Source organism: Flavimobilis rhizosphaerae, assembly GCF_014852685.1.
In the GTDB taxonomy this organism is placed as follows: Bacteria; Actinomycetota; Actinomycetes; order Actinomycetales; family Cellulomonadaceae; genus Flavimobilis; species Flavimobilis rhizosphaerae.
Genome location: NZ_JACZDF010000002.1, coordinates 390111 through 415058 on the forward strand (window position 1 = coordinate 390111; position 24948 = coordinate 415058).

Here is a 24948-nt window from a genome sequence, read left to right on the forward strand (position 1 = left end):
GGGAGCACGCCTCGAAGCTCGGCACCGACGTCCTGACACTCGGCCACGGAGCGGCGGTACGGGTGCCGCTGCATCCGCCTCAACCTGCGGCGATGGGAGTCGGCGTTTCTGACGAAAGAACCCGGAGTCGCCGTGAAAAGGTGGCCGAAGGTCCCAAGATCACGGCTTCCGCAGTCCGTAACTTGGGAGCCGAGGCAAGAACCACCGACCGGACCGGATCCCCGGGCCGGCACCTGAGGGGAAAGAAACCAATGAACGCCAACGTCAAGAAGTCCGTCTCGATCGTCGCGATCCTGTCGTTCGTCGCGGGCGCCGTGCTCATCGTCGCGGGCGGTGTCGTCTGGGGCATGATCACGAGCCAGCTCAAGGCCGAGGAGATCACGATCTCCGCCGACGCAGACATGCTTGCCGGCAAGAAGGTCGGGGGCCCGTTCACCGCCTACGCGCAGGCCGAGGTCATCAACAAGCACGCGCTCGCCGGCTCCGAGGGGCAGACCTACGCCCAGCTCGGTGCGAAGGTCAGCGAGCTCAAGGCGGCCGCGAAGGCTGCTGACACGACGAAGTCCGAGGACATCGCCGCCGCCGTCGACAAGCTGGACATCGCGACCCTCACGCAGCTCAACGCCGCCCCCGAGGTCATCACGAACACCGAGGCAGCCGCGAAGGCCCAGGGCCAGCGCACCACGGTGATGAACGGCTCGTTCCTCCGCGCGTCGCTCTTCTCCTCGGTCATCGCGTACGGCGTCTCCGCCCTCGTCATCGGCCTCGGCGTCATGATGCTGGCCTTCGGTTTCGCGTTCAACCGCATCGCGTCGGTCCCCGCGCCGGCCGCCGCCGTCACCAAGGAGTGACGCCGCGCTGAGCGCAGCGCACGACGACGAAGGGCCTCACCCGGTGGGTGAGGCCCTTCGTCGTGCTCGGGGTCGTGTCAGCGTGCACGTTCCCGGCGGCTGCGCCGCACGGACGTCGTGAGCGCCCCGGCGAGGAGCGCGATGCCCGCTCCGGCGAGCGCGACGATCGCGACGAGCCCGAGGTCGAGCGTGAACCCGGCAGCGGACGCCGCGAGGACGACGCCCGCGACGACGAGGATCGCACCCCAGACGATCGTTCCCGTGCGCACGCTCGTCGACACCTCGCGTGGTGCGTCGGCGGGCGGAGCGGTCCACGCGGGAGGTGGGTAGGCGCTCGCGGCCTCGGCCGACGGGGTGTACCCCGCGGACGGTGCGTCCGGCTCGACGCCAGGAACGGTGCGCGGCGTGTCGTCCGCCATGGTGTCGTCGGCCGTCACGGTGTCCTGAGGAGTCACGGTGGCGTCGGGCGTCACGGGCAGCGGCTGGGTGGGATCGGTGGTCATGCTGACTCCTCGGTGAGCGAGACGGAGCCGAGGCCCGCCCGGAGGTCGAGACGAAGGGTGGGGGTCGCGCCGTCGCGGACGGCGGTGGACTCGACGGTGCGGCGGATGCCGACTCCGTCGACGGACGTCGTCGTGCCGTCGCTGAGGTGCGACTCGATGTCGCCTGCGCCGAGCCGGACGTCGGCGATCCAGGCGGCGCCCTCGGGCAGGGTGATCGTCGCGTCGCCCATGCCGAACGACACGGGGACGACGAGCTGCTCGGAGCTCAGCGGTACGTCGGAGAGGTCGATGTCCCAGCTGCCGGCCCCGAAGACGAAGCCGTGGCCGGCGACGACACGGTCGTTCGGCGCGCTCGTCCGGTCGCCGAGCACGAGGCGCTCGGCGGTGCGGACGTCGAGCGGTGACCCCGCTCCGTTCCACAGCGCGGCCGGGGCGCCGACGACGAGAGCGAGGACCGCGAGCGTGCCGAGCGAGCCGGCTGAGCGACCACGGATGCCCGCGACGATCGTCGCGACACCGGCGAGCACGACGAGGACCGCGAGCGCCGAGAGCAGGAGCGGGCCGTCGAACGCGGAGTAGCGCTGCGCGATCATGAGCCCTGCGACAGTGAGCGCCGTGAGTCCGACGACGAGGCTCACCGAGACGGCACCTGCGCCGAGCACGACGGGCCCTCTCGGAGCCTTCCACCCCGGGACGGGCTGGGGCGGAGCCGGGGGAGCCGTCGACGTCCGGGGCGTCGACCAGGCCGGGCCCTGGGCCGCGGGGGCCGCCGGCCCCGCAGCGCTCACCGAGCTCGTCGACGACCAGCCGGTCGACGCGGGAGCCGGCGCGGGCGGCGTCGGCCCCGACCACGAGGACGCACCCGTCCATGTCGGTGACCCCGGAGCGGCGCCGGGCGAGGCAGGCGGACGCGGCGTCGTGCGCTGCTGGCGCGTCGTCGCGATCCACACGACGACGCCGATGATCGCGAGCACCCAGAACGCACCGGTGAGGCCGTCGCCCCAGCTGCCGAGGAGCCGCCACGGCCCGAGCCACGAGAAGCCGGTCGCGAGCATGAGGAACGCACCGACGATCGCGACGTCGAAGTCACCGCGCACGAGCTGCTGCGCGTGGATGCGACCGTCGGCCTCCTCGGGGAGGAACGCCCAGCCGAGCGCGTACGCGACGAGTCCGATGCCGCCGAGGAGCAGCGACGCGACGAAGAGCGCCCGCACGACGACGGGGTCGAGCCCCCAGCGGCGGGCGAGGCCGTGCGCGACGCCGCCGATCCACCGGTCCTGCGCCCGGAAGACTCCCCAGCCACGGATCGAGTCGAAGAAGCGGTCGGTCCCGGAGGGCTGGGGCGGCGGGGTGGGGGCCGGTCCCTGGGGGTTCGGTGTCGTGTCCATGGCTCAAGCCTCGCCTGACGGGACGCCCGGGACCATCGGGTGTCACCCTGAGCGGACCCTGGTTCTTGCACGGGAGGACCCTGATCCTCGTCGCGGGGCCTCCCCAGGGTCGTGTGCGTCGGCGAGGATGGGGGTGTGCTCCCCTTCCTGCCCGCGACGCCGCCCGAGCGGCTGCCGCTGCTGCGCCCGGACGCGGGGCGCCTCGTCGGCGGCGTCGCTGCCGGTCTCGCCGCGCACCTCGGGCTCGAGGTCCGGCACGTGCGTCTCGCGCTCATCGGGCTGTCGTTCGTCGGCGGCATCGGCATCGCGATCTACGTGTTCTGCTGGCTCCTCGTGCCGGCGGGCGACCCTGCGCGTGCCGCGGGCGACGCGCTCCCGGCATCGCGGGCGCGGCTGAGCCGCGGCCCCGCCGCGACGCTGCGACGGCTGCCGGTCCGTGACATCCTCGTCGGCGTCCTGCTCGTCGCCGGCGCAGTGCTGCTCATCGGGCTGAGGACGGGGTGGCACGTCAGTGTCGACGGGGTGCTGCCCGTCCTCGTCATCGTCGTCGGGGCGCTGCTCGCGTGGAGCCAGCTCGACGACGTCGACCGCGGTCGGCTGCTCGCGCGCTCGGGCGGCCGGACGCCCGGCGCGCTGCTGCGCATCGCGGGCGGTGCGTTGCTCGTCATCGTCGGCGTCGTCCTCCTGCTTGGCCCCGAGCTCTCCGCAGGGGAGCTCGGGACGTCGCTCGTCGCGGCGTTCGTCATGCTTGCGGGGCTCGCGCTCGTCGCGGCGCCGTGGTGGCTGCGGCTCACGCGCCAGCTCGGCGCGGAGCGCGAGGCGCGGGCGCGCGAGGCGGAGCGCGCCGACATCGCGGCGCACCTCCACGACTCCGTGCTCCAGACCCTCGCACTCATCCGGCGCGGCGCCGACGACCCGGAGAAGGTCGCCCGCCTCGCGCGTGCGCAGGAGCGTGAGCTGCGGGAGTGGCTCTACGACGATCGGCCGCAGGAGGGCACGAGCGTCGCAGCCGAGCTCAAGCGCCTCGTCGGGCAGATCGAGGACGGGCACTTTCGAGGTGGCGAGGACGCGCCCGCGCGGACGGTCGACACGGTGGTCGTCGGGGACTGCGTGCCGTCGCCCGCGACGACGGCGCTGCTCCAGGCGACGCGCGAGGCGCTCGTCAACGCGGTGACCCACGGTGCGCCGCCCGTCTCGCTGTTCCTCGAGGTGCGTGACGACCGGGTCGAGGCGTTCGTGCGGGACCGCGGCGAGGGTTTCGACCTCGACGCCGTGCCGACGGACAGGTTCGGGGTGCGCGAGTCGATCCTCGGACGCGTGCGGCGGCGCGGCGGCACGGCGGAGATCGTCGTGCGCGAGGGCGCGGGCACCGAGGTGCGGCTCTCGGTGCCGCGTGCGGAGCCTGACGCCGCGGCCGCGACGCCCGGCTCGGCGACCTCGGGCTCGACGGCCACGGGCACGGCCGCGCCGGGCACCGCGGAGGCGTAGGCGCCTCCCCCCCGGGTCCGGGACCGGGCTCTGTCCCGCGAGCGAGGGTGGTAGGGCACGATGGTCCCCGGAGGCGTCCGCGCGGACGCCGGGAGGACAGCCCCTGATGAACGTGCCCGAGCCCGACGGTCCCGTGAGCGTCGTCCTCGTCGACGACCACAACATGTTCCGCGCTGGCGTGCGGGCGAGCCTCGACGCGCGCGTCGACGTCGTCGGCGAGGCGGCGGACGTCGACGCGGCGGTCGACGTCGTCACGCGCCTGCGCCCCGCGGTCGTCCTGCTCGACGTCCACCTGCCCGGCGGGGCCGGCGGGGGAGGAGCCGAGGTGCTGCGGCGCTGCGCGGACCTGCGCGACTCGACGCGCTTCCTCGCGCTGAGCGTCTCCGACGCGGCTGCGGACGTCGTCGAGGTCATCCGGGCGGGCGCTCGCGGCTACGTCACCAAGGCGATCGAGGGACCCGCGCTCAGCGACGCCGTCGTGAGCGTCGCCGGGGGCGACGCGGTCTTCTCCCCGCGCCTCGCGGGGTTCGTGCTCGACGCGTTCGGCACGGCTGCCGCGGACACGGCAGTGCACGACGACGAGCTCGACCGGCTCTCGGCGCGCGAGCAGGAGGTCATGCGGCTCATCGCACGCGGCTACGCGTACAAGGAGGTCGCCTCCGAGCTCTTCATCTCAGTGAAGACCGTCGAGACCCACGTGTCGTCGGTGCTCCGCAAGCTGCAGCTCTCGTCACGGCACGAGCTCACGCGCTGGGCGGCGGCCCGACGCCTGCTGTGAGCGACCTCACCGACGCTTTCATGACGGTGCGTCGCCTCAGGGTCGCGCCCGCGCGGCCACCTTCCCTACGATGACGGCATGGACCTCGTCTACAAGATCCTCCTCATCCTCCACCTCCTCAGCTGGGCCATGATCCTCGGCGGCGTCATCGTCACGCTCAAGGAGCCGCGCCTCGCCAAGGGCACGATGCACGCCGCGCTCACCGCGCTCGTCACGGGCCTTTTGCTCGTCGGCGTCAAGGAGATGGGCGACGGCTCGCTCAACCACATGAAGATCGGCATCAAGACGCTCGTCACGATCGCGGTCGTCGTCATGACGATCCTCGGCGAGAAGAAGCCCGAGCGCGTGACGAAGGGCTACCTCGGCGGCCTCCTCGCGCTCGTCGTGGTCAACGTGTCGCTCGCGGTCGGCTGGGGCGACACGCACGTCGCGTGACCTGCCACGCAGCACCCGACGGCCCCGGCCGCGCCCCTCGGCGCGACCGGGGCCGTCGGCGTGTGTGACGTCCCGGACCAGCGGATCCGCGCGCTTGCGGCACGCGGGAAGACAGGAGAACCTAGCGGCTGACGTCATTCCCCGAAAGAGGAGATCTGGTGCTCAAGAGACGATGGCCGGCTGTCTACGCACTTGCCGCGGCCGGTGTGCTTGCGCTGACGGCGTTGCCGGTCGCATCGGCGACGTCTGTCGGGACCGAGGCCGCGACCGTCACGGACATCCCCGTGCGCGGGACGTTCACGTACCCCCACTTCGGCAAGTTCGACGGTGAGACGATCGTGGGCGCTGTCCACGGTGTCCGGCGGATCCCGGGAGCCACCGCGGTGTACTACTCGGTCGCGACCGAGCCCGGGTCCGGGCAAGCGCTGAGGTCGGGCTTCGCGTTCCAGCCGAGCATGTCCCCGTTCAAGGTGCTCGACGCCTCGCAGATGACGATCGTCGACGCCGTCGGCCTCACTGCGTACCGCCCGCTCTTCATCAAGGGTGAGGGCGGCCTCGTGAGCGCCCCCGCCGGGGAGGAGTTCCCCGCCGGGACCCTCGTCGGCGTGTACGCGGTCCTCCCAGAGCTTCCTGCTGGCGTCACGTCGGTCGATCTCGTCCTCGAGTGGGGCGCCGTCGTCTCCGACCTCCCCGTCGAGGACGGCCCTTTGCTGCCGGCGTCCGCCACGACGTGGGGCCCCGTGAGCGACGGGTGGCCCGCACTCCCGGACGCGCAGCGCATCGCTGCAGCGGACCCGGCGGCATCGACCTTCGAGCTGACGTCGCGCGTCGGGGATCTCGAGGAGTCGACCGAGACCGACACGACCCCCGAGGAAGTCTCGGTCAGCCTCTCGGCCGACTTCTTCTTCTCGCCCGGCACGTGGGACCTCTCCGGGAAGGGTCGCGCGCGTGTCCTCGAGGTGGCGGACGAGCTCGTCGCCGCGAACGTCACGCATGCGACGGTTGTCGGGCACACGGACTCCGTGCCCGACAAGCGCATCGGCAACGACGAGCTTTCTCAGCGACGTGCGCGGACGGTCGCGGACGTGCTCCGCGAGCGCGCGCCGAGCCTCGACCTCAAGGTCGAGGGCCGCGGTGAGGCAGAGCCCGTCGCGCCCAACAGCACCGACGCCGGCAAGAAGAAGAACCGTCGCGTGACGGTGACCTATGAGGTGAGCAAGTGAGGTTCTCAGCACGACGACAGGCCGCCGCCCTGGTCCCGGCCGTCCTCCTGGTCGTCCTCGCGGGCTGCACCCCGGGGGGCGACCCGGGTCCCTCGCCGACCCCCACCGTGACCGCCACGGCCACCGGCACGGGTGAGGCGCCGACGAGCCCGACGACGAGCGATCCCGGGGCCGTCGACCCGACGCAGGTCGCAGCGACGGTGGCGGCCGCGGCCGCGCTCGGCGACCCTGCGAGCTCCGCCCAGGGCACGATCCTCTCGCTGTCGCTCACACAGGAGCCCGCCGAGCTCGGGGTCTTCCGCGTCGAGGCCGGCACGACCTCGACGCGACTCGTCATCGGGCTGAGAACGCCGGGCGACGAGGTCTCGGTCTCCGCACCGGCGTTGAGCATCGAGACGTGGGACATCGCAGAGGTCTCGCTGATCGACCCGACGTCGGAGTCCATCCTCAAGCCGTTCGCCTCACGTCGTCCGGAGTCGCCTGCACAGACGGAGTCGTTCTGCGCGTGCTCGGACTACCCGAAGACGATCGGTGCGACATGGCACCCGCTGTATGCGCTCGTCCCGGCGCTCGACGCCGCGACGACGACGGTGACGGTGCGCGTGCCCGGGTTCCCTGACGTCACGGACGTCCCGGTGACCCGTGGCTGAGCGCGGGCGCCGGCCGGTGCGCTCCGCGCTCCGCGACGGTGACCTCCGCTGACTTCCGCAGCGACGCCGTAACCTCGTCCCATGGAACTCTGGGGTGAGCTGCTCGTCGGCCTCGTCATCGTGCTGGGCCTGTTCGGGGTTCTCGTGCAGGTGCTGCCCGGGGGGTTCGTCGTGCTCGGCGCGATCCTCGTGTGGGCGATCTTCACCGGAGGGATCGCGTGGGCGGTGCTCGCGGTCGCGGCGCTCGCGACGGTGGCCGCCGCCGTCGGGAAGTACCTCGTCGCCGGGCGGTACATGCTGCGCAACGACGTGAGGAGTTCGACGCTCTGGTGGGGCGTCGTCGGCGGCGTCATCGGTTTCTTCGTCATCCCCGTCGTCGGCATGCTCGTCGGGTTTCCGCTGGGCGTCTACGTCGCCGAGGCGACGAAGCGCGACTGGGACACGGGGGCGGCGTGGCGGGCGACGCTCGTCGCCCTCAAGGCGACGGGGCTGTCGATCCTCGTCGAGCTCGCGGGGGCGATTGTCGCGACCGTCGCGTGGATCGTCGGCCTCTTCCTCACCTGAGCGAGGCCCTTCTCCTCCCGGCGAGCTGACGCCTTCCGAGCCTCGAACGGGCGGAACGCATCGAACCGTCGGGAGAGGGGGAGGGGTGTGGACAGGGGGGAGCTCGATGTCGGTGGTGCGGCTTAGGCTGGTGCCGCTATGAGCTCACTCTTCGACTCCCTCGCCCTGCCCGGTTTCGACGACTCCGCGCGCCTGCCGTCCGTCGCGCCGCGCACGTGGACGGAGCCGGAGCACGACGACGCGCTCGCGGGCCCCGACCCGGCCGATCTCCTCGTGGGGCTCAACCCTGAGCAGCGCGCGGCCGTCGAGCACGGCGGGTCTCCGCTGCTCATCGTCGCGGGCGCAGGCTCGGGCAAGACGCGCGTCCTCACGCACCGCATCGCGTACCTGCTCGCGACGGGCCGCGCCTACCCCTCGCAGATCCTCGCGATCACGTTCACCAACAAGGCGGCTGCGGAGATGCGCGAGCGCGTCGAGGCCCTCGTCGGGCCGGACGCACGCCGCATGTGGGTCTCGACGTTCCACTCCGCGTGCGTGCGCATCCTGCGCCGCGAGCACGAGCATGCAGGGCTGCGCTCGAGCTTCTCGATCTACGACGCGGCCGACTCCCAGAGGCTCATGACGCTCGTCTGCCGCGAGCTCGACCTCGACCCCAAGAAGTTCCCGCCGCGCCAGCTCCTCAACCGGGTCTCGGACCTCAAGAACGAGCTCGTCGACCCCGACGACTTCGCCTCGCGCGCAGGCCGCGAGGACGACTCGACGCCCGGCGGAGCCTTCGACTCCGTGCTGTCGCAGGCCTACACGCGCTACCAGGCGCGGCTCCAGGCCGCGAACGCGCTCGACTTCGACGACATCATCATGACGACCGTCCACCTGCTCCAGGCGTTCCCGGCCGTCGCCGAGCACTACCGGCGGCGGTTCCGGCACATCCTCGTCGATGAGTACCAGGACACCAACCACGCGCAGTACGTGCTGGTCAAGGAGCTCACGGGCACGGGTCCCGACGCCGAGCACCCGCACGCTCTGCCAGCGGGCGAGCTCACCGTCGTCGGCGACTCCGACCAGTCGATCTACGCGTTCCGCGGTGCGACGATCCGCAACATCCTCGAGTTCGAGAAGGACTACCCGCAGGCGCGTACGATCCTCCTCGAGCAGAACTACCGCTCGACGCAGACGATCCTCTCCGCCGCGAACGCCGTCATCGCGCGCAACGCCGACCGCCGCCCCAAGAAGCTCTGGACGGACGCGGGTGACGGCGCGCAGATCGTCGGCTGGACCGCGGACAACGAGCACGACGAGGCACGCTTCGTCGCCGAGGAGATCGACCGCCTCCACGACACCGAGGGCGTCCGCCCGGGTGATGTCGCGATCTTCTACCGGACGAACGCGCAGTCGCGCGCGCTCGAGGAGGTGCTCATCCGCGTCGGTATCCCCTACAAGGTCGTCGGCGGCACGCGCTTCTACGAGCGTCGCGAGATCAAGGACGCGGTCGCGTACCTGCGCGCCATCGCGAACCCGGACGACGACGTCAACCTGCGTCGCATCCTCAACGTGCCCAAGCGCGGCCTCGGTGACCGCGCGGAGGCCGTCGTCGCGGACCTCGCGGCGCGCGAGCGCATCTCGTTCGGCGCGGCACTCGCCCGCGCGGACGAGATCCCGGGCCTCACGAGCCGTACGACGAAGCCGCTCGCAGCGTTCGCCGAGCTCCTTGCCGAGATGCGCGCGCTCGCCGAGTCGGGCGCGAAGCCCGCCGACGTCCTCGCCGCCGTGCTCGACCGCACGGGCTACCTCGCCGAGCTGCGGGGCAGCGAGGACCCGCAGGACGCGACGCGCGTCGAGAACCTCGCCGAGCTCCACGCGGTCGCGACCGAGTTCAGCCAGCTCGACCCCGAGGGCGACCTCGCGGACTTCCTCGAGCGTGTCTCGCTCGTCGCGGACTCCGACCAGATCCCGTCGGCCGACGACGCTGCCGGCGACCGCGACGGCGCGCCCGTCGTCGAGCAGGGCATGGTCACCCTCATGACGCTCCACACGGCCAAGGGCCTCGAGTTCCCCGTCGTATTCCTCACCGGCATGGAGGACGGCACGTTCCCGCACCTCCGGTCGCTCCACGACGACGCCGAGCTCGCTGAGGAACGTCGCATCGCGTACGTCGGCATCACGCGCGCCCGCGAACGGCTCTACCTCACGCGCTCCGCGGTGCGCTCGGCGTGGGGGCAGGCGCAGGAGTTCCCGCCGAGCCGCTTCCTCGACGAGATCCCCGAGCCGCTGCTCGACTGGCGTCGCAAGGAGTCGTCGATGTCGACGCTGCGCGGCGGCTCGCTCTACGGCGGCTCCTCGCACGGCGGACGCCGGGACTACGACGGCTACCGAGGCGGCTGGGGCGACGGTGGGGGGCCGGGCGGCTCGGGCTCACGCTCGAGCGTCGTGACGTCACGACGGGCAGACCCGCCCTCGCCGTCCTTCGGCTCCGGGACCAAGAACGACGGCCCCGCACCCGACCTCGCGGTCGGCGACCGCGTCACGCACGACACGTACGGCATGGGCAAGGTCGTCACGGTCGAGGGCACGGGCAGGAACGCCGTCGCGAAGATCGACTTCGGTGGTGACGGCATCAAGCGCCTCCTGCTGCGCTACGCCCCGGTCGAGAAACTCTAGCCGACCCTCCCGGACGACCGCCTCCGAACAGGCACGGCGCGGTCCGGGGCGAGAACCCGGGCGAGCGCTGCCGTCGGACGGCGTGCCGCGCGCACGTCGTCGGGGCACTGAGGGTGACAATCATGGGGAGCTCATCGGAGGACACCGCCCGGGACGGAGGTACCGTGCGCGACGACAATCTGCACGACGCCGACCCGCGGCCTGCGGGGCCCGGACCGGTGCCCCCGCCTCCGCCGCGCACCTCCGTGCGCACCGTCGCCCCGGCTCCTGCCGGGGGGATGCCCCGCGCGCACAGCGGTCCGACGGACGTGCAGCGGGCCGGGTCGCAGCACCTCGGCGGGCTCGACGGCCTGCGCGCGGTCGCGGTCGTCGCGGTGCTCGTCTACCACCTGTGGCCCGGCACGCTGCCGGGCGGGTTCCTCGGCGTCGACGTGTTCTTCGTCGTCTCGGGCTTCCTCATCACGACGCTCCTGCTGCGCGAGGCGCAGCGCCACGGGAAGATCGACCTGCCGCGATTCTGGCTGCGCCGTGCGCGTCGGCTCCTGCCGGCGCTCGTGGGCGTCGTCGCGGTGAGCACGGTGGCGGCCGCGCTCGTCGAGCGCGACCTGCTCGTCGGCATCCGACGGCAGGTGCTCGGGGCCGCGACGTTCTCGACGAACTGGCTCGAGATCGCGTCGGGCGGCAGCTACTTCGACCGCACCGCACCCGTGCTCCTGCAGCCGCTGTGGTCGCTCGCGATCGAGGAGCAGTTCTACGTCCTGTGGCCGCTCGTGCTCGTCCTGCTGCTCGTCGTCGTCCCGACGTGGCGGGGGAGGGCCGTGCTCGTCGGCGCGGCCGCGGTCGCGTCCGCGGTCGCGATGGCCGTGCTCGTCGACGGAGCGGACCCGACGCGCGTCTACTACGGCACGGACACCCACATCTTCGGGGTGCTCCTCGGCGTCGCGGGGGCGCTCGCGTGGCGCGCGGTGCGCGGCCGGCCGCTCGTGGCGCCGTGGGCGCCGCCGGTCGCGCTCGTGGGTGTCGTCGTCGCGATGGTCCTCGTCCGCGACGACGCGCTGTGGACGTATCGCGGGGGTATCGCCGTCGTGTCGGCGCTCGCGCTCGTCGTCGTCCTCGGTGCGACGCGCCCCGGACGGTGGACGCGAGCGCTCGACGCGACGCCGCTGCGGATCGTCGGCGAGCGCTCGTACGGCCTCTACCTGTGGCACTGGCCGGTGCTGCTCATCGTGACGGCCGCGCTCGGTGCGACGCCGGGGACGGCACGCTGGCATGTTGCGGCGGTCCTCGCGCTCGCGGTGACGGTCCTGCTCACGGAGCTCTCGTTCCGGTTCGTCGAGACGCCCGTGCGGGCGCTCGGCTACCGGGGTGCGTGGCGTGCAGCGCGGGAGCGGCTCGTCGCGGCGCGTCCGGCGTTCGCGCGGGTCGCGGTCGGGCTGCCGGTCGTGTGGACGCTCGCACTCGTCGTCGTGCTCGTCACTGCGCCGACGATGTCGTCGGCTCAGCGCATGATCGAGGAGGGGCTCGCGGCGCAGGGGCCGCCGCCGGTGGCGCCGACGGCGCCCAGTCCGACGGGCGGCGGCGGGACGACGTCGACCGACTCCTCGACGCCGACGCCGACGGGCACACCGACGGAGAATCCGACCGGTACTCCGACCGAGAAGCCGACGCCGCCGGAGGAGCCCGCGACGACCCCGCCGAAGGCTGCTACGAAGGGACCCGTCGACGGCCGCGTCGTCTCCGCCTTCGGTGACTCCGTGCTCTCGGGCGTCGTCCCGGGCGTCCTCGCGGAGGTGCCGGGCATCGCGATCGACGCGAAGCCCATCCGTAAGTGGCAGGACGCGACAGCGCTCGTGCGTGCGCAGGCCGAGGCCGGCACGCTGCGCGACCACGTCGTGCTCGTCTTCGGCACGAACGCGGGCCTGCACGACGACACGCAGAAGGCCGCGCTGCGGGAGACGCTCGCGGCTGTCGGGCCGGACCGACCTGTCGTCCTCGTGACGATCGTCGGCGTGAGCCGCTGGGTCGACGCGTCGAACGACGCGCTCCGGGCGATCGCCGCCGAGCGGCCGGGCACGTACGTCGCCGACTGGCACGCGCTCGTCGCGCGGACGCCGGGACTGCTCGGCGCGGACCGCACGCACGCGAGCATGAAGGGGATGGCGGCGTTCGCGGACCTTCTCGCGCGGACTCTCGCGCAGGCGGGCGTCCCGAAGGCCCCGTGATACCCCGCCGCGCCCGGTCTGTCCTGTCCCGCTGCACCCCCGCTGCACCCCCGCTGCACCCCCGCTGCGCCCCCGCTGCGCCCCCGCCGAGCCCGCTGCGCCCCGCCGAGCCCGCTCCGTCCCGGGAATCCGCCTGGATGGCTGCTCCCAGGGACCATCCGCGCGGATTCGTCGGCGGGAGAGGGTGCGGGTGAGGGAGCGAGGACGTGGGCGAGAGCGCCCGGTGTGAGGTGGGTGACACGGGACCGAGGTCCCGTGCTCGGCTGCGGCGGACTAGGCTGGGGCTGATGTCTCGACGTCGAGACATTCATGCCGGTCGAGGGAAGGACGAAGCAGGGTGGACCTGTTCGAATACCAGGCGCGCGACATCTTCGAGAAGCACGGCGTCCCCGTGCTCGGTGGCGTCATCGCCACCACGCCCGAAGAGGCCCGCAACGGCGCCGCAGAGCTGCTCGGACGCGGTGGTTCCCCCGTCGTCGTCGTCAAGGCCCAGGTGAAGACCGGCGGCCGCGGCAAGGCTGGCGGCGTCAAGCTCGCCCGCTCGGCCGACGAGGCCTTCGAGCGCGCCGAGGAGATCCTCGGCCTCGACATCAAGGGCCACGTCGTGCGCACCGTGATGATCGCCGAGGGCGCCGCGATCGCGCAGGAGTTCTACTTCTCGCTGCTGCTCGACCGTGCCAACCGCACGTACCTCGCCATGTGCTCCGTCGAGGGCGGCATGGAGATCGAGCAGCTCGCGGTCGAGCGTCCCGAGGCGCTCGCGAAGGTCGCCGTCGACCCGCGTGTCGGCATCGACGCCGCCAAGGCGGCCGAGATCGTCGCCGCTGCAGGCTTCGAGGTCGAGATCGGCGCGAAGGTCGCCCCCGTCCTCGTCAAGCTCTGGGACGTCTACAAGGGTGAGGACGCGACGCTCGTCGAGGTCAACCCGCTCGTGCTCACCGAGGGTGGCGACATCGTCGCGCTCGACGGCAAGGTGACGCTCGACGAGAACGCCGAGTTCCGTCACGCCGACCACGCCGAGCTCGAGGACGCCGCGGCTGCCGACCCGCTCGAGGCCAAGGCGAAGGCGGCCGGCCTCAACTACGTCAAGCTCGACGGCTCCGTCGGCATCATCGGCAACGGCGCGGGCCTCGTCATGAGCACCCTCGACGTCGTCGCGTACGCCGGCGAGAGCCACGGCGGCGTCAAGCCCGCCAACTTCCTCGACATCGGCGGCGGCGCGTCCGCCGAGATCATGGCCGCGGGCCTCGACGTCATCCTCGGAGACGCCCAGGTGAAGTCGGTGTTCGTCAACGTCTTCGGCGGCATCACCGCGTGCGACGCGGTCGCCAACGGCATCGTCAAGGCCCTCGAGATCCTCGGTGACGCGGCGACCAAGCCGCTCGTCGTCCGTCTCGACGGCAACAACGTCGTCGAGGGCCGCCGCATCCTCACCGAGGCCGCGCACCCCCTCGTCACGCTCGTCGACACGATGGACGGCGCGGCCGACAAGGCCGCCGAGCTGGCCAACGCCTGACCCGCCGCACCGACACAGGAGAATCCACGAATCATGGCGATCTTCATCACCGAGGCGTCCAAGGTCATCGTCCAGGGCATGACCGGCTCCGAGGGCCAGAAGCACACGACGCGCATGCTCGCGTCGGGCACCACCATCGTCGGCGGCGTCAACCCGCGCAAGGCCGGCACGACCGTCACGTTCCCCCAGGGTGACCTCACGGTCGACGTCCCCGTCTTCGGGACCGTCGCCGAGGCCATGGCCGCCACGGGCGCCGACGTCTCCGTCATCTTCGTCCCGCCGGCGCACACCAAGGGCGCCGTCATGGAGGCGATCGACGCGGGCATGCCGCTGTCCGTCATCATCACGGAGGGCGTCCCGGTCGCGGACACCGCAGAGTTCTTCGCGCACGCGCAGGCCAAGGGCGTCCGCCTCATCGGCCCCAACTGCCCCGGCCTCATCAGCCCCGGGAAGTCCAACGTCGGCATCATCCCCGCCGACATCACGGGCCCCGGCAAGATCGGCCTTGTCTCGAAGTCGGGCACGCTCACGTACCAGATGATGTACGAGCTGCGTGACTTCGGGTTCTCGACCGCGATCGGCATCGGTGGCGACCCGATCATCGGGACGACGCACATCGACGCGCTCGAGGCGTTCGAGAACGACCCCGAGACCGCCGCGATCGTCATGATCGGCGAGATCGGCGGCGACGCCGAGGAGCGGGCCGCGGCCTACATCCAGGCGCACGTCACGAAGCCGGTCGTCGGCTACGTCGCCGGCTTCACCGCCCCCGAGGGCAAGACGATGGGCCACGCCGGCGCCATCGTTTCCGGCTCGTCCGGCACGGCCCAGGCGAAGAAGGAAGCCCTCGAGGCCGCCGGCGTCCGCGTCGGCAAGACCCCGTCGGAGACCGCCGCGATCATGCGCGAGATCCTCTCGGCCTGACGCGCCCGGCGCGTCTGACGCGCTCCGAGCACCTGCACGACGACGACGCCCGTCCGGTCCACGTGGACCGGACGGGCGTCGTCGTTCTCACGGCCGGGGGCGCGTGTCGCCCCCGGCGTGCGGTGCGGGCGTGGGCGACGATGGACGGATGAGCGCACCGACAGGAGCGCTCGCCGTCCTCGGACGCCGCCGCGGCCGCGTCATCGACGGTGGGCCCACAACGCACAGGTCCGAGCACTCCCCGTGGCTGTCGGGGGTCCTCGCGGCCGCGCAGGCGTGCGTCCTCACGGTCCTGCTCCTCACCCTGACGGCGCTCGTCGTCTTCGTGCTGTCGTCGGGCGACCCGTCGAACACCGACGTCGGCTGGTTCTCGTCGGTGCAGGTCGGGCTCGCGCTGTGGCTGCTCGGGCACGGTGTACCCGTCGCGGTCGGAGGCACGACCATCTCCATGGTGCCGCTCGGGCTGTCGCTGCTGTGCGCGTTCGTCCTCCACGCGTCCGCGCGCCGCTCGATGCGACCCGCCGCCGCGGCCTACGGGGCGGGCATCGCGGCGTATGCGGGAGCGACGGTGCTGCTCGTGCTCGTCGCGGGCCTCGCCGGCGTTCCGCAGCTCGTCATGGCGGCCCTCGGCGGTGCGGTCGTCGCGGCGCTCGGGCTCGGCTCCGGGTACGTCACGCACCCGGAGGGGCCACGGCTCGCGGGAGTCCTCGAGCCGCTCACGTCGCGTCTGCCCGCATGGCTCCGGCTCGGGATGCGCGCCGGGTTCATCGCGACGGCCCTCGGGGTCGGTGCCGCGACGGTGCTGCTCGTCGTGTGGGTCTTCGCGGGGCGGGGGCCGACGCTCGACATCGTCGAGTCGCTCGGCGTCACGGGTTTCGACGCGGTTGCGCTGGCGGCCGCGCAGTCGTTGTTCGCGGCCGACCTCGTGCTGTGGGCGCTCGCGTGGATCTCGGGCGTCGGATTCTCGTTCGGCACGGGCACGCTCTTCTCGCCGACGACGGCCGTCGCCGGACCGATGCCCGTCGTGCCGCTCGTCGGGGCGATCCCCACGGGGCAGCCGGTCGCCGCGTGGGTCGTGGTGCCGGCCGTGGTCGTGCTCGTCGGCGTCGTCGCGGGGATCTTCGTGCACCGGAGCGTGGCGGACCGCGCGTGGACGACCCTCCTCGGCGCGCTCCTCACGGTCGCCGGGACGACGGGCGTGACGGTCGGCGTGCTCGTGTCGCTCGCGTCCGGTGGTGTCGGCCCGGGGCGCATGCAGGACGTCGGCGCGGACGCGTTCGTCGTGGGGCTCGTCGTCGCGGGGGAGGTGCTCGTCGGGGCGGCGCTCGCGGCGGTGCTCCTCCATCCGACGTCGCTCGCGTGGTTCCGCAGCGTCGGGGGTCGGGTGCGCGGCGCTGTGCGCCGCGACGGCGGGGAGACGGCTGGGCGCGCTCAGGGCACGGCGGGGCAGGGCACGGCGGGGCAGGGCACGACGGCGACGGCGCGGACGGGCCCGAGCGCCCGGACGGCGCGGACGACGCTCACGACGCCGACAACCCGCACGGTGACGTCCGGCGGCTCGACGACCTCGTCCGCGAGCGGTACGACGAGCACGAGCGCCCCGTCTGCCGACTGAGACCCGTCGCACGACGCACGGACCCGTCGGTGCGCGCGCCGGGTCGTGGTGGGCGCAGAGCACGGGCGTCGGCGACGCCCGCGGACGCCGCTGCCGAGGCACGGCGCCGCCGCTACCGTGGTGCCGTGACCGACTCCGAGAGCCTCGTTCCTCACCCCTCTGCCGCCGGACGGACCGACGCCGTCCGCCTCGTCGTCCTCGTCTCGGGGACCGGGTCGAACCTGCGTGCGCTGCTCGACGCGCATGACGACCCGGCCTACGGAGCGCGCGTCGTCGGTGTCGTCGCGGACCGGCCGGGCATCGGCGGGCTCGACCATGCGCGGGCTGCGGGTGTACCGACCGCGGTCGTGCAGGTCGCCGACTTCGGCTCGCGCGAGGAGTGGGACGCGGCGCTCGCGAAGGCCGTCGGCGTCTTCACTCCCGACTGGGTCGTCTCGGCGGGCTTCATGAAGATCCTCGGGGCAGCGTTCCTCGCCCGCTTCGGCGGCCGCACCCTCAACACGCACCCCGCGCTGCTGCCGTCGTACCCGGGCGCGCACGGCGTGCGCGACGCGCTCGCGGGCGGGGCCCGCGTCACAGGCGCGACGATGCACCTCGTCGACGCCGGGGTCGACACGGGGCCGATCATCGCCCAGGTCGCGGTCGACGTCACCGACGACGACACCGAAGAGACGCTGCACGAGCGCATCAAGGTTGTTGAGCGGGCGATGCTCGTCGAGAAGGTCGGGCGTATTGCGCGGGAAGGCCTCGTCGTCGACGGACGCCGCACGCGCATCGGAGCCGTCGCGTGAGGAGCCTAATCCGGGCTGCTGTCATCGCCTCTGCGTGCGCGCTCCTCGTCACGGGGCTCGCCTCGTGCAGCAACAGAGACGGGGAGTGTGACGGCAAGCGGATGCTCAACATCAACCACCACTTCGCGAAGCCAGGGCAAGAGATCGTCGTCTCGGGTAGCGGCTACCTCGAGGGCTGCACCTCGGGCGCCCCGCTCACGGACCTCGAGCTGACGCTCAAGGGGTACGACAAGTACACGCTCGCGACTGTCCAGCCCGACGCCCAGGGCGAGATCAACCTCACGGTGAAGATCCCCAAGGACGTGAAGATCGGCAACTACGACATGCGGCTCTCAGACGTCAAGGTGAAGTTCGAGGTCCGCTAGCCGCTGCCCGCGAGGACGGCACGCAGCGTGCACCCGCGCTACGGGTCGGCCGGGGGCTGCGACGCGCAGGCCCTCAGCACCGTCGAACGGTGCTGAGGGCCTACGAGTCGCTTTCGGAAGGTGCTGCGGCGCGCGGAGCGGGAGCCGGAGTCGGTCAGTGCGTCTCGGCCGCCGCGTCGGCGCCCGGGCGCGAACCGAGCTGGTCGTCGATGCGCAGCAGGCCCGAGCCGTCGTCGCCGACGAGGCGCAGACGGCCGAGGATCTCCCCGACGGTCGCCTCCTCCTCGACCTGCTCGTCGATGAACCAGTGGAGCAGCGGGATGACGTCGATCTCGCCGACCTCCTGCGCGAGGCGGTAGAGGTTGCGGATCGACTCCGAGACCTTCTTCTCGTGCGCGAGGGACGCCTCGAAGCACTTGACGACGCTCGACGTGTCGATGACGGGGGAGGCGATCGCGCCGATCTGCGGTGCGAGGCCGCGGTCGGTCGCGTGCGCGGTGAACTTCGCGGCGTGGACGCGCTCCTCGTCGGACTGCAGGCGCATCCAGCGGGCCATGCCCGGCAGGTCGTGGTTCTCGAGGGCAATCGAGAGCTGGAGGTAGGCGATCGACGACTCGAGCTCGAGCGTGATCTGGTCGGCGAGGGCGGCGGCGAAACGCGGGTCGATGCTCATGCTGACGACGCTAGCCGCGGCGCGGCGCCCGCACCAGGCAGACGCACCGCAGCCACGTCGCCAGGACGTGACGCGCATCTCTGGGGCGCTGAAGCATCGCCCGCTAGGATGGTCCCGGTCGTGACTGGCGCAGGTGGGGTGAACCACCGGGGAGCGGCCGAGGAACGCGATCGTGGTACGCCGCCCGCCTGGGCGTCCCGGCACACCCGCCGTCAGCGAACCCCGAGGAGCCCCTCATGTCCGCCGCCCACACCCCCGCCCCCGCGCTTGCGGACGACGCCCGCCGCCCCGTGCGTCGCGCTCTCGTCTCCGTTTACGACAAGACCGGCCTCATCGACCTCGCCCGCGCGCTCGCGGACGCGGGTGTCGAAATCGTCTCGACCGGCTCGACCGCTGGCACGATCGCCGCCGCGGGCATCGCAGTCACGGGCGTCGAGGACCTCACGGGCTTCCCCGAGTGTCTCGAGGGCCGCGTCAAGACGCTCCACCCGCGCGTCCACGCCGGGATCCTCGCGGACACCCGCAAGGACGACCACCTCGCGCAGCTCGACGAGCTCGGTGTCGCGCCGTTCGAGCTCGTCGTCGTCAACCTCTACCCGTTCACGGCGACCGTCGCGTCCGGTGCGAGCCCCGACGAGTGCGTCGAGCAGATTGACATCGGCGGCCCCACGATGGTGCGCGCGGCCGCGAAGAACCACCCGTCGGTCGCCGTCGTCACCGACCCGGCGCAGTACGGCTCGGTCGTCGCCGCGCTCGGCGCGGGCGGCTTCACGTACGCGGAGCGCAAGGCGCTCGCGACCGCCGCGTTCATCCACACGGCGTCCTACGACGTCGCCGTCGCGTCGTGGATGGGCTCGGTCGTCTCTCCGACCGACGCCGTCGAGGTCGACGGTGCGCAGGTCTCGACGGGCTTCCCGTCGTGGATGGGCGGCACGTGGACGCGCGCCGACGTCCTGCGCTACGGCGAGAACCCCCATCAGCGCGCGGCGCTCTACGTCGACGGCTCGACGGACGGCCTCGCGCAGGCCACGCAGCTGCACGGCAAGGCCATGAGCTACAACAACTACGTCGACGCGGACGCCGCGTGGCGCGCCGCGCACGACCACGGCGAGCAGCCGACCGTCGCGATCATCAAGCACGCCAACCCGTGCGGCATCGCGGTCGGCACCGACATCGCCGATGCGCACGCCAAGGCGCACGCGTGCGACCCGCTGTCCGCGTTCGGCGGCGTCATCGCCCTCAACGACGTCGTCTCGCCGGAGGCCGCACGTCAGATCGCGGAGGTCTTCACCGAGGTCGTCGTCGCGCCCGGCTACGAGCCCGAGGCCCTCGACATCCTGCGCGCCAAGAAGAACGTGCGCCTCCTGCTCGTCGATGCGGAGCCGTCCGCACCCGTCGAGACGCGCCCCATCTCCGGCGGGCTGCTCGTCCAGGCCGTCGACCGCCTCGACGCTGCGGGCGACGACCCGACGACGTGGACGCTCGCAACCGGCGAGGCTGCCGACGACGCCACGCTCGCGGACCTCGCGTTCGCGTGGCGCGCGGTGCGTGCCGTGAAGTCGAACGCGATCCTCCTCGCAGCCGGGGGCGCGTCGGTCGGCGTCGGCATGGGCCAGGTCAACCGGGTCGACTCGTGCCGCCTCGCGGTCGAGCGTGCGGGCGATCGCGCGGCCGGGGCTGTCGCGGCGTCGGACGCGTTCTTCCCGTTCGCCGACGGCCTCCAGGTGCTGCTCGACGCCGGCGTGCGTGCCGTCGTCCAGCCGGGCGGGTCGGTGCGCGATGACGAGGTCATCGCCGCGGCCGCCGCGGCCGGCGTGACGCTCTACCTCACGGGCACGCGCCACTTCGCCCACTGACCCTTCCCAGGGCCCCGCTCGATCGCCCGGATGCACGCGTCGCGCGTGCATCCGGGCGATCGAGCTGAAGCGTCGGCCGCTAACGGAGGGGGAGGGCCGGGTTACCGGCTCGGGTTGGGTCGAGGCGTGGCAGAGTCGCCGTGCAGAAAAGTCGCCGCGCTGCGGCGACATCGCGTGGGCGGTCGACGACGAAAATTCCGGTGAGCGTCCGCAGATCGAGGTTCGGGATGGTGTCCGACGACGCCTCCGCCGATTTCGCGCCCGACGCTTCACTGCCCGACGCTCCACCGGCCGACGCTGCGCCCGACGATCCACCGCCCGACGCCGCGCCCGATGGATCCGGTGCTGCGAACCACAGCGCCGCCCACCCCTCCTCACCTGCGGGATCGCCGCGCAGGACGACGTCCACGGAGGCGTCGGGCGTGCCGAACATCGCGACCTCGTGGCCGAGCATCGTCGAGAAGACATACGGCGCGGGATCGGGAAGCGTGGCGGCGGGATCGAGCAGCGACCGGACCGCGAGCTCGGGCGTCGTCAGCGCACCGTCCCAGTGCCCGCCGTGCACGACGCCGCCGCGCGCCGACGCACGCACCGCTGCGTCACCGACGACTCGAACGCGCGCGAGCAGTTGCTGCCCCTCCTTGAGTTCGGCGATGCCGTCGTTCCCGAGCGTCATGCGGCCCGCGGTCGGTGCCGGGGCGCTCGTCGGCCGCATACCAGCGTCAACCGCAACACCACGCCCCGGCTGGGCACGCAGGAGCTCCGCGAGAGACCCGTCGGGCAACGGCGCCGGGCGCGCGCCGACGGCCGCGAGCACAACGTCGGCGTCGACCCGGCGACCGTCGTCGAGGACGACGCCGTCGGGCAAGATCGCCTCGACCCCCGTGCCCGTGAGATGCGTGACGCCTGCGGCACGGAACCAGGGCGCGATGAGTGCCCCGACGTCGCCGAGCGCGCCCGCGAGCGGGTGCGGCGCGGCCTCGATGACCGTGACCTCGGCCCCAGCGGCGGCCGCGACGCCCGCAACCTCGGCGCCGATCCAGCCTGCGCCAATGCACACGAGCCGCGGCTGGGAGTGCCGAGCGAGGGCGGCGCGGAGGCGGGCGGCGTCGTCGTACGTATGGAGCGTGAGCGCGTGCTCCCACCCGGGCACGCGTGTGGCGCGCGACCCGGTCGCGAGGACGACGGCGTCGACGACGAGTGTGTCCGCCCCCGGCCCCTCAAGCACCGCCCGGAAGCGCTCGCCATCGATATCGATGCGCGTGACCCGCGTCGCGAGCCGCACCTCGACCCCGAGCGCCGCCAGATCGATGCCGAGGTCCGCGCCTAGGTCAACGTGCCAGCCGTCGTCGAGCAAATGCTTCGACAGCGGCGGTCGGTCGTACGGCGCGTGCGGCTCGTCCCCGACTAGATACACGGGCCCCGCATGCCCGTGCTCCCGCAGCAGCGCCGCGGTCCGCAGGCCCGCGAGCCCCGCGCCGACGACGAGTACCGCGGCTTCCGGCGCCAGCGGCTCGGACGGGAGAAGAGATGGCGACGACGAACTCACGCCCCCACGGTAGCCGCGCGCCGGAGCGCGCGCTGTGAACTGCAGCGCGTTCTCACCGCCCGACACCCACTGCGCGTCCCCACCGGCGCGACGCGGGTAGGCTCGGGGATCGTGACGTCGCAAGGAGGACCGATGGCTGGGGCCGAGCAGCCCGGGCAGGACCCGGCGGTCGCGCGCGACCTTGCAGGTCGCGCCGGACGCGAGGGCTCGGGGGCAGCGGCGCAGTTGCCCGACGACTCCGTCGTCCCCGCGCACTTTGACGACGCCGAGCAGGCCGCACGCGCGATCGCGCCGCGTCGCAACGTGTGGATCTGGGTGAACGCCGGCCTCGTGGTCGTCGTCTGTGTGCTCGCCATGACGATGGGACCGAAGGCCGCGGCAATCGCGCTCGCGGCGCAATCGGCGCTTGCTGGCGTCGTGCGCCTCGTGGTCCGCGAACCCGTTGCGGGCCTTGAGGTGCGCAGCCGGTGGCTCGATGTGACGTTCTACCTCGGCGCGGCCACGGCGCTCGTCGCGCTCGCGCTGACGGCCCCGCTCGACTGATATGTAGTTTCGTTTTGTCAAGGGTCCAGGGTGGAGCTTCAGGTCCGGGCAGGGGGTGTCCCTATGGTCTTGTCAAGCCGCGAGGGACAGGTCAACCGGTGTCTGGGCTCGTAGAGGGTCCCCGTGCGCAGCATCGCGAACATCACGTCGCAATGCCTCCTTGCGAGGCAGATGACAGCAGCGTTGTGCTCTTTCCCTTGAGCCTGCTTGCGCTGGTAGTAGGCCGCTGATTCCGGATCGTGGGTCGAGGCAACCCATGCTGAGCGGAAGAGGGCGTTTTTGAGTTGCTTGTTGCCTGACCGGGCCGGATGCTCGCCGCGAATGGACTTGCCTGAGCGTCTGGTGACCGGAGCGATGCCGGCGTAGGCGGCGAGGTGCCCTGCGGTCGGGAACGTGGAACCGTCGCCAATGGCCAGGAGAATCGTGGCGGCGGTCTTGACGCCAACTCCCGGCATCGACATCAAGACCAGACGAAGAGGGAATGCGTCAAGCAACTCCTCGACCTCGCAGGCCAGCTCGCGCCGCTGCGCCATGAGTGCTGCGATCTGCTGCGCGACGCGAGGAATGATCGATTCCGCGGCCTGAGTTCCGACGACGATGACCGTTTGCTCGCTGAGTGCGACGAAGATGTCCTCGATGAGGGAGTCAACGCCGCGGTGATGAGTCTTACGCGCCCAGGACTTCACCCGAGTAGAGCCCGTTTTGGCGAGTCCAGTCGGGCCGCCGTAGCGGGCGAGGAGATTGAGGGAGAGCTGGTTCGTCACTCGCGTGCCGGTGAAGAAGCGGCCGACCGCTCGGAGCGCGTCCGGCATTCGAAGTGCCGTATTGGCAATCACGAATGCGCCCCGCGCGTCCGTCTTCGCGTCACCGAGCATGAGTTGTGCGGCCTATCGCATGGCGAGACCTGACAGATAGGCGACATCGCAGCCAGCGTCTCGGGCGACGGCGACGGGGAGCGCGCCGACCGTGTTGGGCTGGTCGACGATCACGAGCACGCGGCCATGAGCGAGGAGCTTCCCGAAAACCTCTCGCAGACGCGTTTCGTCTTGTGGGAGGGGTTTGTCGAATAGCTTCGTTCCGGCTGCGTCAAGGGCGCAGGCGTGGTGTTCTTCTTTGCCGACGTCGAGTCCGCACCAAATCTGGATCTGGCCGGTGTCAACGAGTGTGGTGGTCGTGACAGAGACTTCCTCGTCCGGCCTGTTCTGAAGATCGGTGGTGTGACGTCTGGTCCTGGCATCCACATTACAAAGAGGCCTCCGCCGGAACGGGGTCGCGTCCCTATGAGCAGTCACCTGACGTCTGTGCGGTCGGTGACAACACTCCCCGGATCATGCGAACGACAGGGAAAGACCGTCATGCCGACACAGCGGCCGATCCCGTGGTGCGGGACTACTTGAACGGTAATGGGAGTATCGTGGTGGCGGCCCGAGAGGTGGGTGTTTCGCGGACCGCCGGCCATAACTGGTCTCGTGGATACAAGACCTACCGCGGTGGCGCCGTCGTCGGACTCGTCCCTCCGCTCGAGCGGCACGCGGTCCGTGAGATCAGCGCGCGCTTCTTGTCGGAGGGCGAACGCATCCGCATCGCAGACCTCCTCCACTCCGGCAACAGCATGCGCGAGATTGCCGCGACGTTGGGGCGTTCGACCTCGACCATCGCCCGCGAGGTGGCGCGCAACTCGATCGGCCGCGATCACTACCGGCCGTTCGACGCCCAGCGCCACAGCGTCGCGCGCCGCGCGAGGAATCATATTCGCCGCATCGCCAACGACGGTCACCTCTTCGACACAGTTGGTGAGCTACTACAGCAACGGTGGAGCCCCGAGCAGATCAACCTTCGCCTGGAAGAGAAGTACCCGAAGCAGCCGTCAATGAGGCTAAGTCCTGAGAGCATCTACTAGGCCATCAATCGCCCAGGATCCCCGCTATCGCGACCGTCCCGGCTTGCCCCGCTGAAACCACCGCCGCTGTGGACGGGCCGCCAGCACCGGTGAGCGCAACAGCGACCGACCGACGCCGTCCCCGGTTCGAACAACCGATGCTGACCATCCACGACCGGCTTTTCGCACTCGAGGACCGCAGCGAGCCCGGCCACTGGGAAGGCGACCTCATCATCGGTAGGGAGCAGAGTTCAGCGATCGGCACTCTCGTCGAACGCCAGTCCCGCACCACCCGGCTGCTCCACCTGCCCCTCAGAGATGCCGACGCACTCCACGACGCGCTCGTCGCGCGCATGAGCGACGTCCACCGAGAATGCTCAAGTCGATGACCTGAGACCAGGGCGCAGAAATAGCACGTCATCTCCACGTGAAAGAGTCACTCGGCGTCGCGGTCTACTTCTGCGACTCGCACTCGCC

At 71.8% G+C, this 24948-nt stretch carries 22 protein-coding genes, 1 pseudogene and 1 riboswitch; of the genes and pseudogenes, 18 read left to right on the top strand and 5 right to left on the bottom strand.

Translation table 11 applies throughout. The annotated features are described in order from the left end of the window. The first annotated feature begins 251 nt into the window (after positions 1 to 251). Positions 252 to 851, top strand: a complete 600-nt coding sequence (locus IGS67_RS05135) for a hypothetical protein (protein ID WP_192278496.1) — start codon at positions 252 to 254, stop codon at positions 849 to 851. A 77-nt stretch (positions 852 to 928) separates the two neighbouring features. Here IGS67_RS05135 and IGS67_RS05140 read toward each other — a convergent pair whose 3' ends face one another. Then, positions 929 to 1354, bottom strand: a complete 426-nt coding sequence (locus IGS67_RS05140; RefSeq protein ID WP_192278498.1) for a hypothetical protein — start codon at positions 1352 to 1354, stop codon at positions 929 to 931. After that, entirely contained in the window at positions 1351 to 2742 is a 1392-nt protein-coding gene (locus IGS67_RS05145) for a PspC domain-containing protein (protein WP_192278500.1), read from the bottom strand. The genes IGS67_RS05140 and IGS67_RS05145 overlap by 4 nt, the downstream gene beginning before the upstream one ends. Positions 2743 to 2877: 135 nt before the next feature. Here IGS67_RS05145 and IGS67_RS05150 point away from each other — a divergent pair, with 135 nt between their 5' ends. The 13 genes from IGS67_RS05150 to IGS67_RS05205 all read left to right on the top strand — a co-directional run bounded on the left by IGS67_RS05150 (position 2878) and on the right by IGS67_RS05205 (position 17971). Further along, positions 2878 to 4230, top strand: a complete 1353-nt coding sequence (locus tag IGS67_RS05150; protein WP_328741590.1) for an ATP-binding protein — start codon at positions 2878 to 2880, stop codon at positions 4228 to 4230. Between the two features lie 106 nt (positions 4231 to 4336). Next, positions 4337 to 5008 carry a LuxR C-terminal-related transcriptional regulator gene (locus IGS67_RS05155; protein WP_192278502.1) on the top strand — a complete coding sequence of 224 codons (672 nt, stop codon included), beginning with the start codon at positions 4337 to 4339 and terminating at the stop codon, positions 5006 to 5008. A gap of 78 nt (positions 5009 to 5086) precedes the next feature. Then, entirely contained in the window at positions 5087 to 5443 is a 357-nt protein-coding gene (locus IGS67_RS05160) for a hypothetical protein (protein WP_192278504.1), read from the top strand. 158 nt (positions 5444 to 5601) lie between these two features. Continuing rightward, positions 5602 to 6666, top strand: coding sequence for an OmpA family protein (locus tag IGS67_RS05165; protein ID WP_192278506.1), 1065 nt, complete (start codon positions 5602 to 5604; stop codon positions 6664 to 6666). A gap of 107 nt (positions 6667 to 6773) precedes the next feature. Then, positions 6774 to 7316 carry a hypothetical protein gene (locus IGS67_RS05170; protein WP_192278508.1) on the top strand — a complete coding sequence of 181 codons (543 nt, stop codon included), beginning with the start codon at positions 6774 to 6776 and terminating at the stop codon, positions 7314 to 7316. An 81-nt stretch (positions 7317 to 7397) separates the two neighbouring features. After that, on the top strand, positions 7398 to 7880 hold the full coding sequence (locus IGS67_RS05175) for a DUF456 domain-containing protein (RefSeq protein ID WP_192278510.1): 483 nt from the start codon (positions 7398 to 7400) through the stop codon (positions 7878 to 7880). A gap of 138 nt (positions 7881 to 8018) precedes the next feature. Next, a complete protein-coding gene (gene pcrA, locus IGS67_RS05180) occupies positions 8019 to 10538 on the top strand; it encodes a DNA helicase PcrA (protein WP_192278512.1) in 2520 nt (839 codons plus the stop codon). A gap of 164 nt (positions 10539 to 10702) precedes the next feature. Then, on the top strand, positions 10703 to 12760 hold the full coding sequence (locus tag IGS67_RS05185) for an acyltransferase family protein (RefSeq protein WP_328741595.1): 2058 nt from the start codon (positions 10703 to 10705) through the stop codon (positions 12758 to 12760). Positions 12761 to 13097: 337 nt separating this feature from the next. Then, positions 13098 to 14276, top strand: coding sequence for an ADP-forming succinate--CoA ligase subunit beta (sucC, locus tag IGS67_RS05190; protein WP_192278516.1), 1179 nt, complete (start codon positions 13098 to 13100; stop codon positions 14274 to 14276). 33 nt (positions 14277 to 14309) lie between these two features. Continuing rightward, positions 14310 to 15200 carry a succinate--CoA ligase subunit alpha gene (gene sucD, locus IGS67_RS05195; RefSeq protein ID WP_192278518.1) on the top strand — a complete coding sequence of 297 codons (891 nt, stop codon included), beginning with the start codon at positions 14310 to 14312 and terminating at the stop codon, positions 15198 to 15200. Between the two features lie 148 nt (positions 15201 to 15348). After that, the gene (locus IGS67_RS13790; protein ID WP_235977741.1) at positions 15349 to 16815 is read left to right on the top strand and encodes a cell division protein PerM; all 1467 of its coding nucleotides are present in this window, start codon (positions 15349 to 15351) and stop codon (positions 16813 to 16815) included. 125 nt (positions 16816 to 16940) lie between these two features. After that, positions 16941 to 17606, top strand: coding sequence for a phosphoribosylglycinamide formyltransferase (gene purN, locus IGS67_RS13795; protein ID WP_328741599.1), 666 nt, complete (start codon positions 16941 to 16943; stop codon positions 17604 to 17606). Positions 17607 to 17707: 101 nt separating this feature from the next. Continuing rightward, on the top strand, positions 17708 to 17971 hold the full coding sequence (locus IGS67_RS05205) for a hypothetical protein (protein ID WP_192278520.1): 264 nt from the start codon (positions 17708 to 17710) through the stop codon (positions 17969 to 17971). A 154-nt stretch (positions 17972 to 18125) separates the two neighbouring features. Here IGS67_RS05205 and IGS67_RS05210 read toward each other — a convergent pair whose 3' ends face one another. Beyond that, positions 18126 to 18644, bottom strand: a complete 519-nt coding sequence (locus tag IGS67_RS05210; RefSeq protein ID WP_192278522.1) for a ferritin — start codon at positions 18642 to 18644, stop codon at positions 18126 to 18128. Between the two features lie 110 nt (positions 18645 to 18754). Continuing rightward, positions 18755 to 18845, top strand: a riboswitch (ZMP/ZTP riboswitch). A 35-nt stretch (positions 18846 to 18880) separates the two neighbouring features. Between IGS67_RS05210 and purH the strand changes: the two genes are divergently transcribed. Further along, positions 18881 to 20500: a bifunctional phosphoribosylaminoimidazolecarboxamide formyltransferase/IMP cyclohydrolase gene (purH, locus tag IGS67_RS05215; protein WP_192278524.1), complete on the top strand. Its 1620-nt coding sequence runs from the start codon at positions 18881 to 18883 to the stop codon at positions 20498 to 20500. A 79-nt stretch (positions 20501 to 20579) separates the two neighbouring features. Here purH and IGS67_RS05220 read toward each other — a convergent pair whose 3' ends face one another. Further along, complete coding sequence (locus IGS67_RS05220; RefSeq protein ID WP_192278526.1) at positions 20580 to 22049, bottom strand: FAD-dependent oxidoreductase; 1470 nt, start codon at positions 22047 to 22049, stop codon at positions 20580 to 20582. A 132-nt stretch (positions 22050 to 22181) separates the two neighbouring features. On the opposite strand from IGS67_RS05220, the gene IGS67_RS05225 reads away from it, so the two are divergent. Further along, on the top strand, positions 22182 to 22592 hold the full coding sequence (locus tag IGS67_RS05225) for a DUF3017 domain-containing protein (RefSeq protein ID WP_192278528.1): 411 nt from the start codon (positions 22182 to 22184) through the stop codon (positions 22590 to 22592). 38 nt (positions 22593 to 22630) lie between these two features. Here the strand turns inward: IGS67_RS05225 and IGS67_RS05230 are convergent. Then, a pseudogene (locus tag IGS67_RS05230) lies at positions 22631 to 23737 on the bottom strand (IS110 family RNA-guided transposase). A gap of 185 nt (positions 23738 to 23922) precedes the next feature. Between IGS67_RS05230 and IGS67_RS13635 the strand changes: the two are divergent. Together IGS67_RS13635 and IGS67_RS13640 are read left to right on the top strand one after the other, a co-directional pair. After that, a complete protein-coding gene (locus tag IGS67_RS13635) occupies positions 23923 to 24492 on the top strand; it encodes a helix-turn-helix domain-containing protein (protein WP_210767064.1) in 570 nt (189 codons plus the stop codon). A gap of 137 nt (positions 24493 to 24629) precedes the next feature. Then, positions 24630 to 24860, top strand: a complete 231-nt coding sequence (locus IGS67_RS13640; RefSeq protein WP_210767065.1) for a hypothetical protein — start codon at positions 24630 to 24632, stop codon at positions 24858 to 24860. Positions 24861 to 24948: the final 88 nt, after the last annotated feature.

Excerpts from the sequence above, each read along its gene's own strand:
- IGS67_RS05140 (WP_192278498.1), bottom strand. The coding sequence starts at position 1,354 with ATGACCACCGATCCCACCCAGCCGCTGCCCGTGACGCCCGACGCCACC.
- IGS67_RS05210 (WP_192278522.1), bottom strand. The coding sequence starts at position 18,644 with ATGAGCATCGACCCGCGTTTCGCCGCCGCCCTCGCCGACCAGATCACG.
- IGS67_RS13790 (WP_235977741.1), top strand. The coding sequence starts at position 15,349 with ATGAGCGCACCGACAGGAGCGCTCGCCGTCCTCGGACGCCGCCGCGGC.
- sucD (WP_192278518.1), top strand. The coding sequence starts at position 14,310 with ATGGCGATCTTCATCACCGAGGCGTCCAAGGTCATCGTCCAGGGCATG.
- IGS67_RS05175 (WP_192278510.1), top strand. The coding sequence starts at position 7,398 with ATGGAACTCTGGGGTGAGCTGCTCGTCGGCCTCGTCATCGTGCTGGGC.
- IGS67_RS05225 (WP_192278528.1), top strand. The coding sequence starts at position 22,182 with ATGGCTGGGGCCGAGCAGCCCGGGCAGGACCCGGCGGTCGCGCGCGAC.
- IGS67_RS13635 (WP_210767064.1), top strand. The coding sequence starts at position 23,923 with ATGCGAACGACAGGGAAAGACCGTCATGCCGACACAGCGGCCGATCCC.
- IGS67_RS05155 (WP_192278502.1), top strand. The coding sequence starts at position 4,337 with ATGAACGTGCCCGAGCCCGACGGTCCCGTGAGCGTCGTCCTCGTCGAC.
- IGS67_RS13640 (WP_210767065.1), top strand. The coding sequence starts at position 24,630 with ATGCTGACCATCCACGACCGGCTTTTCGCACTCGAGGACCGCAGCGAG.
- IGS67_RS05145 (WP_192278500.1), bottom strand. The coding sequence starts at position 2,742 with ATGGACACGACACCGAACCCCCAGGGACCGGCCCCCACCCCGCCGCCC.
- IGS67_RS05205 (WP_192278520.1), top strand. The coding sequence starts at position 17,708 with ATGCTCAACATCAACCACCACTTCGCGAAGCCAGGGCAAGAGATCGTC.
- purH (WP_192278524.1), top strand. The coding sequence starts at position 18,881 with ATGTCCGCCGCCCACACCCCCGCCCCCGCGCTTGCGGACGACGCCCGC.
- pcrA (WP_192278512.1), top strand. The coding sequence starts at position 8,019 with ATGAGCTCACTCTTCGACTCCCTCGCCCTGCCCGGTTTCGACGACTCC.
- IGS67_RS05135 (WP_192278496.1), top strand. The coding sequence starts at position 252 with ATGAACGCCAACGTCAAGAAGTCCGTCTCGATCGTCGCGATCCTGTCG.
- IGS67_RS05160 (WP_192278504.1), top strand. The coding sequence starts at position 5,087 with ATGGACCTCGTCTACAAGATCCTCCTCATCCTCCACCTCCTCAGCTGG.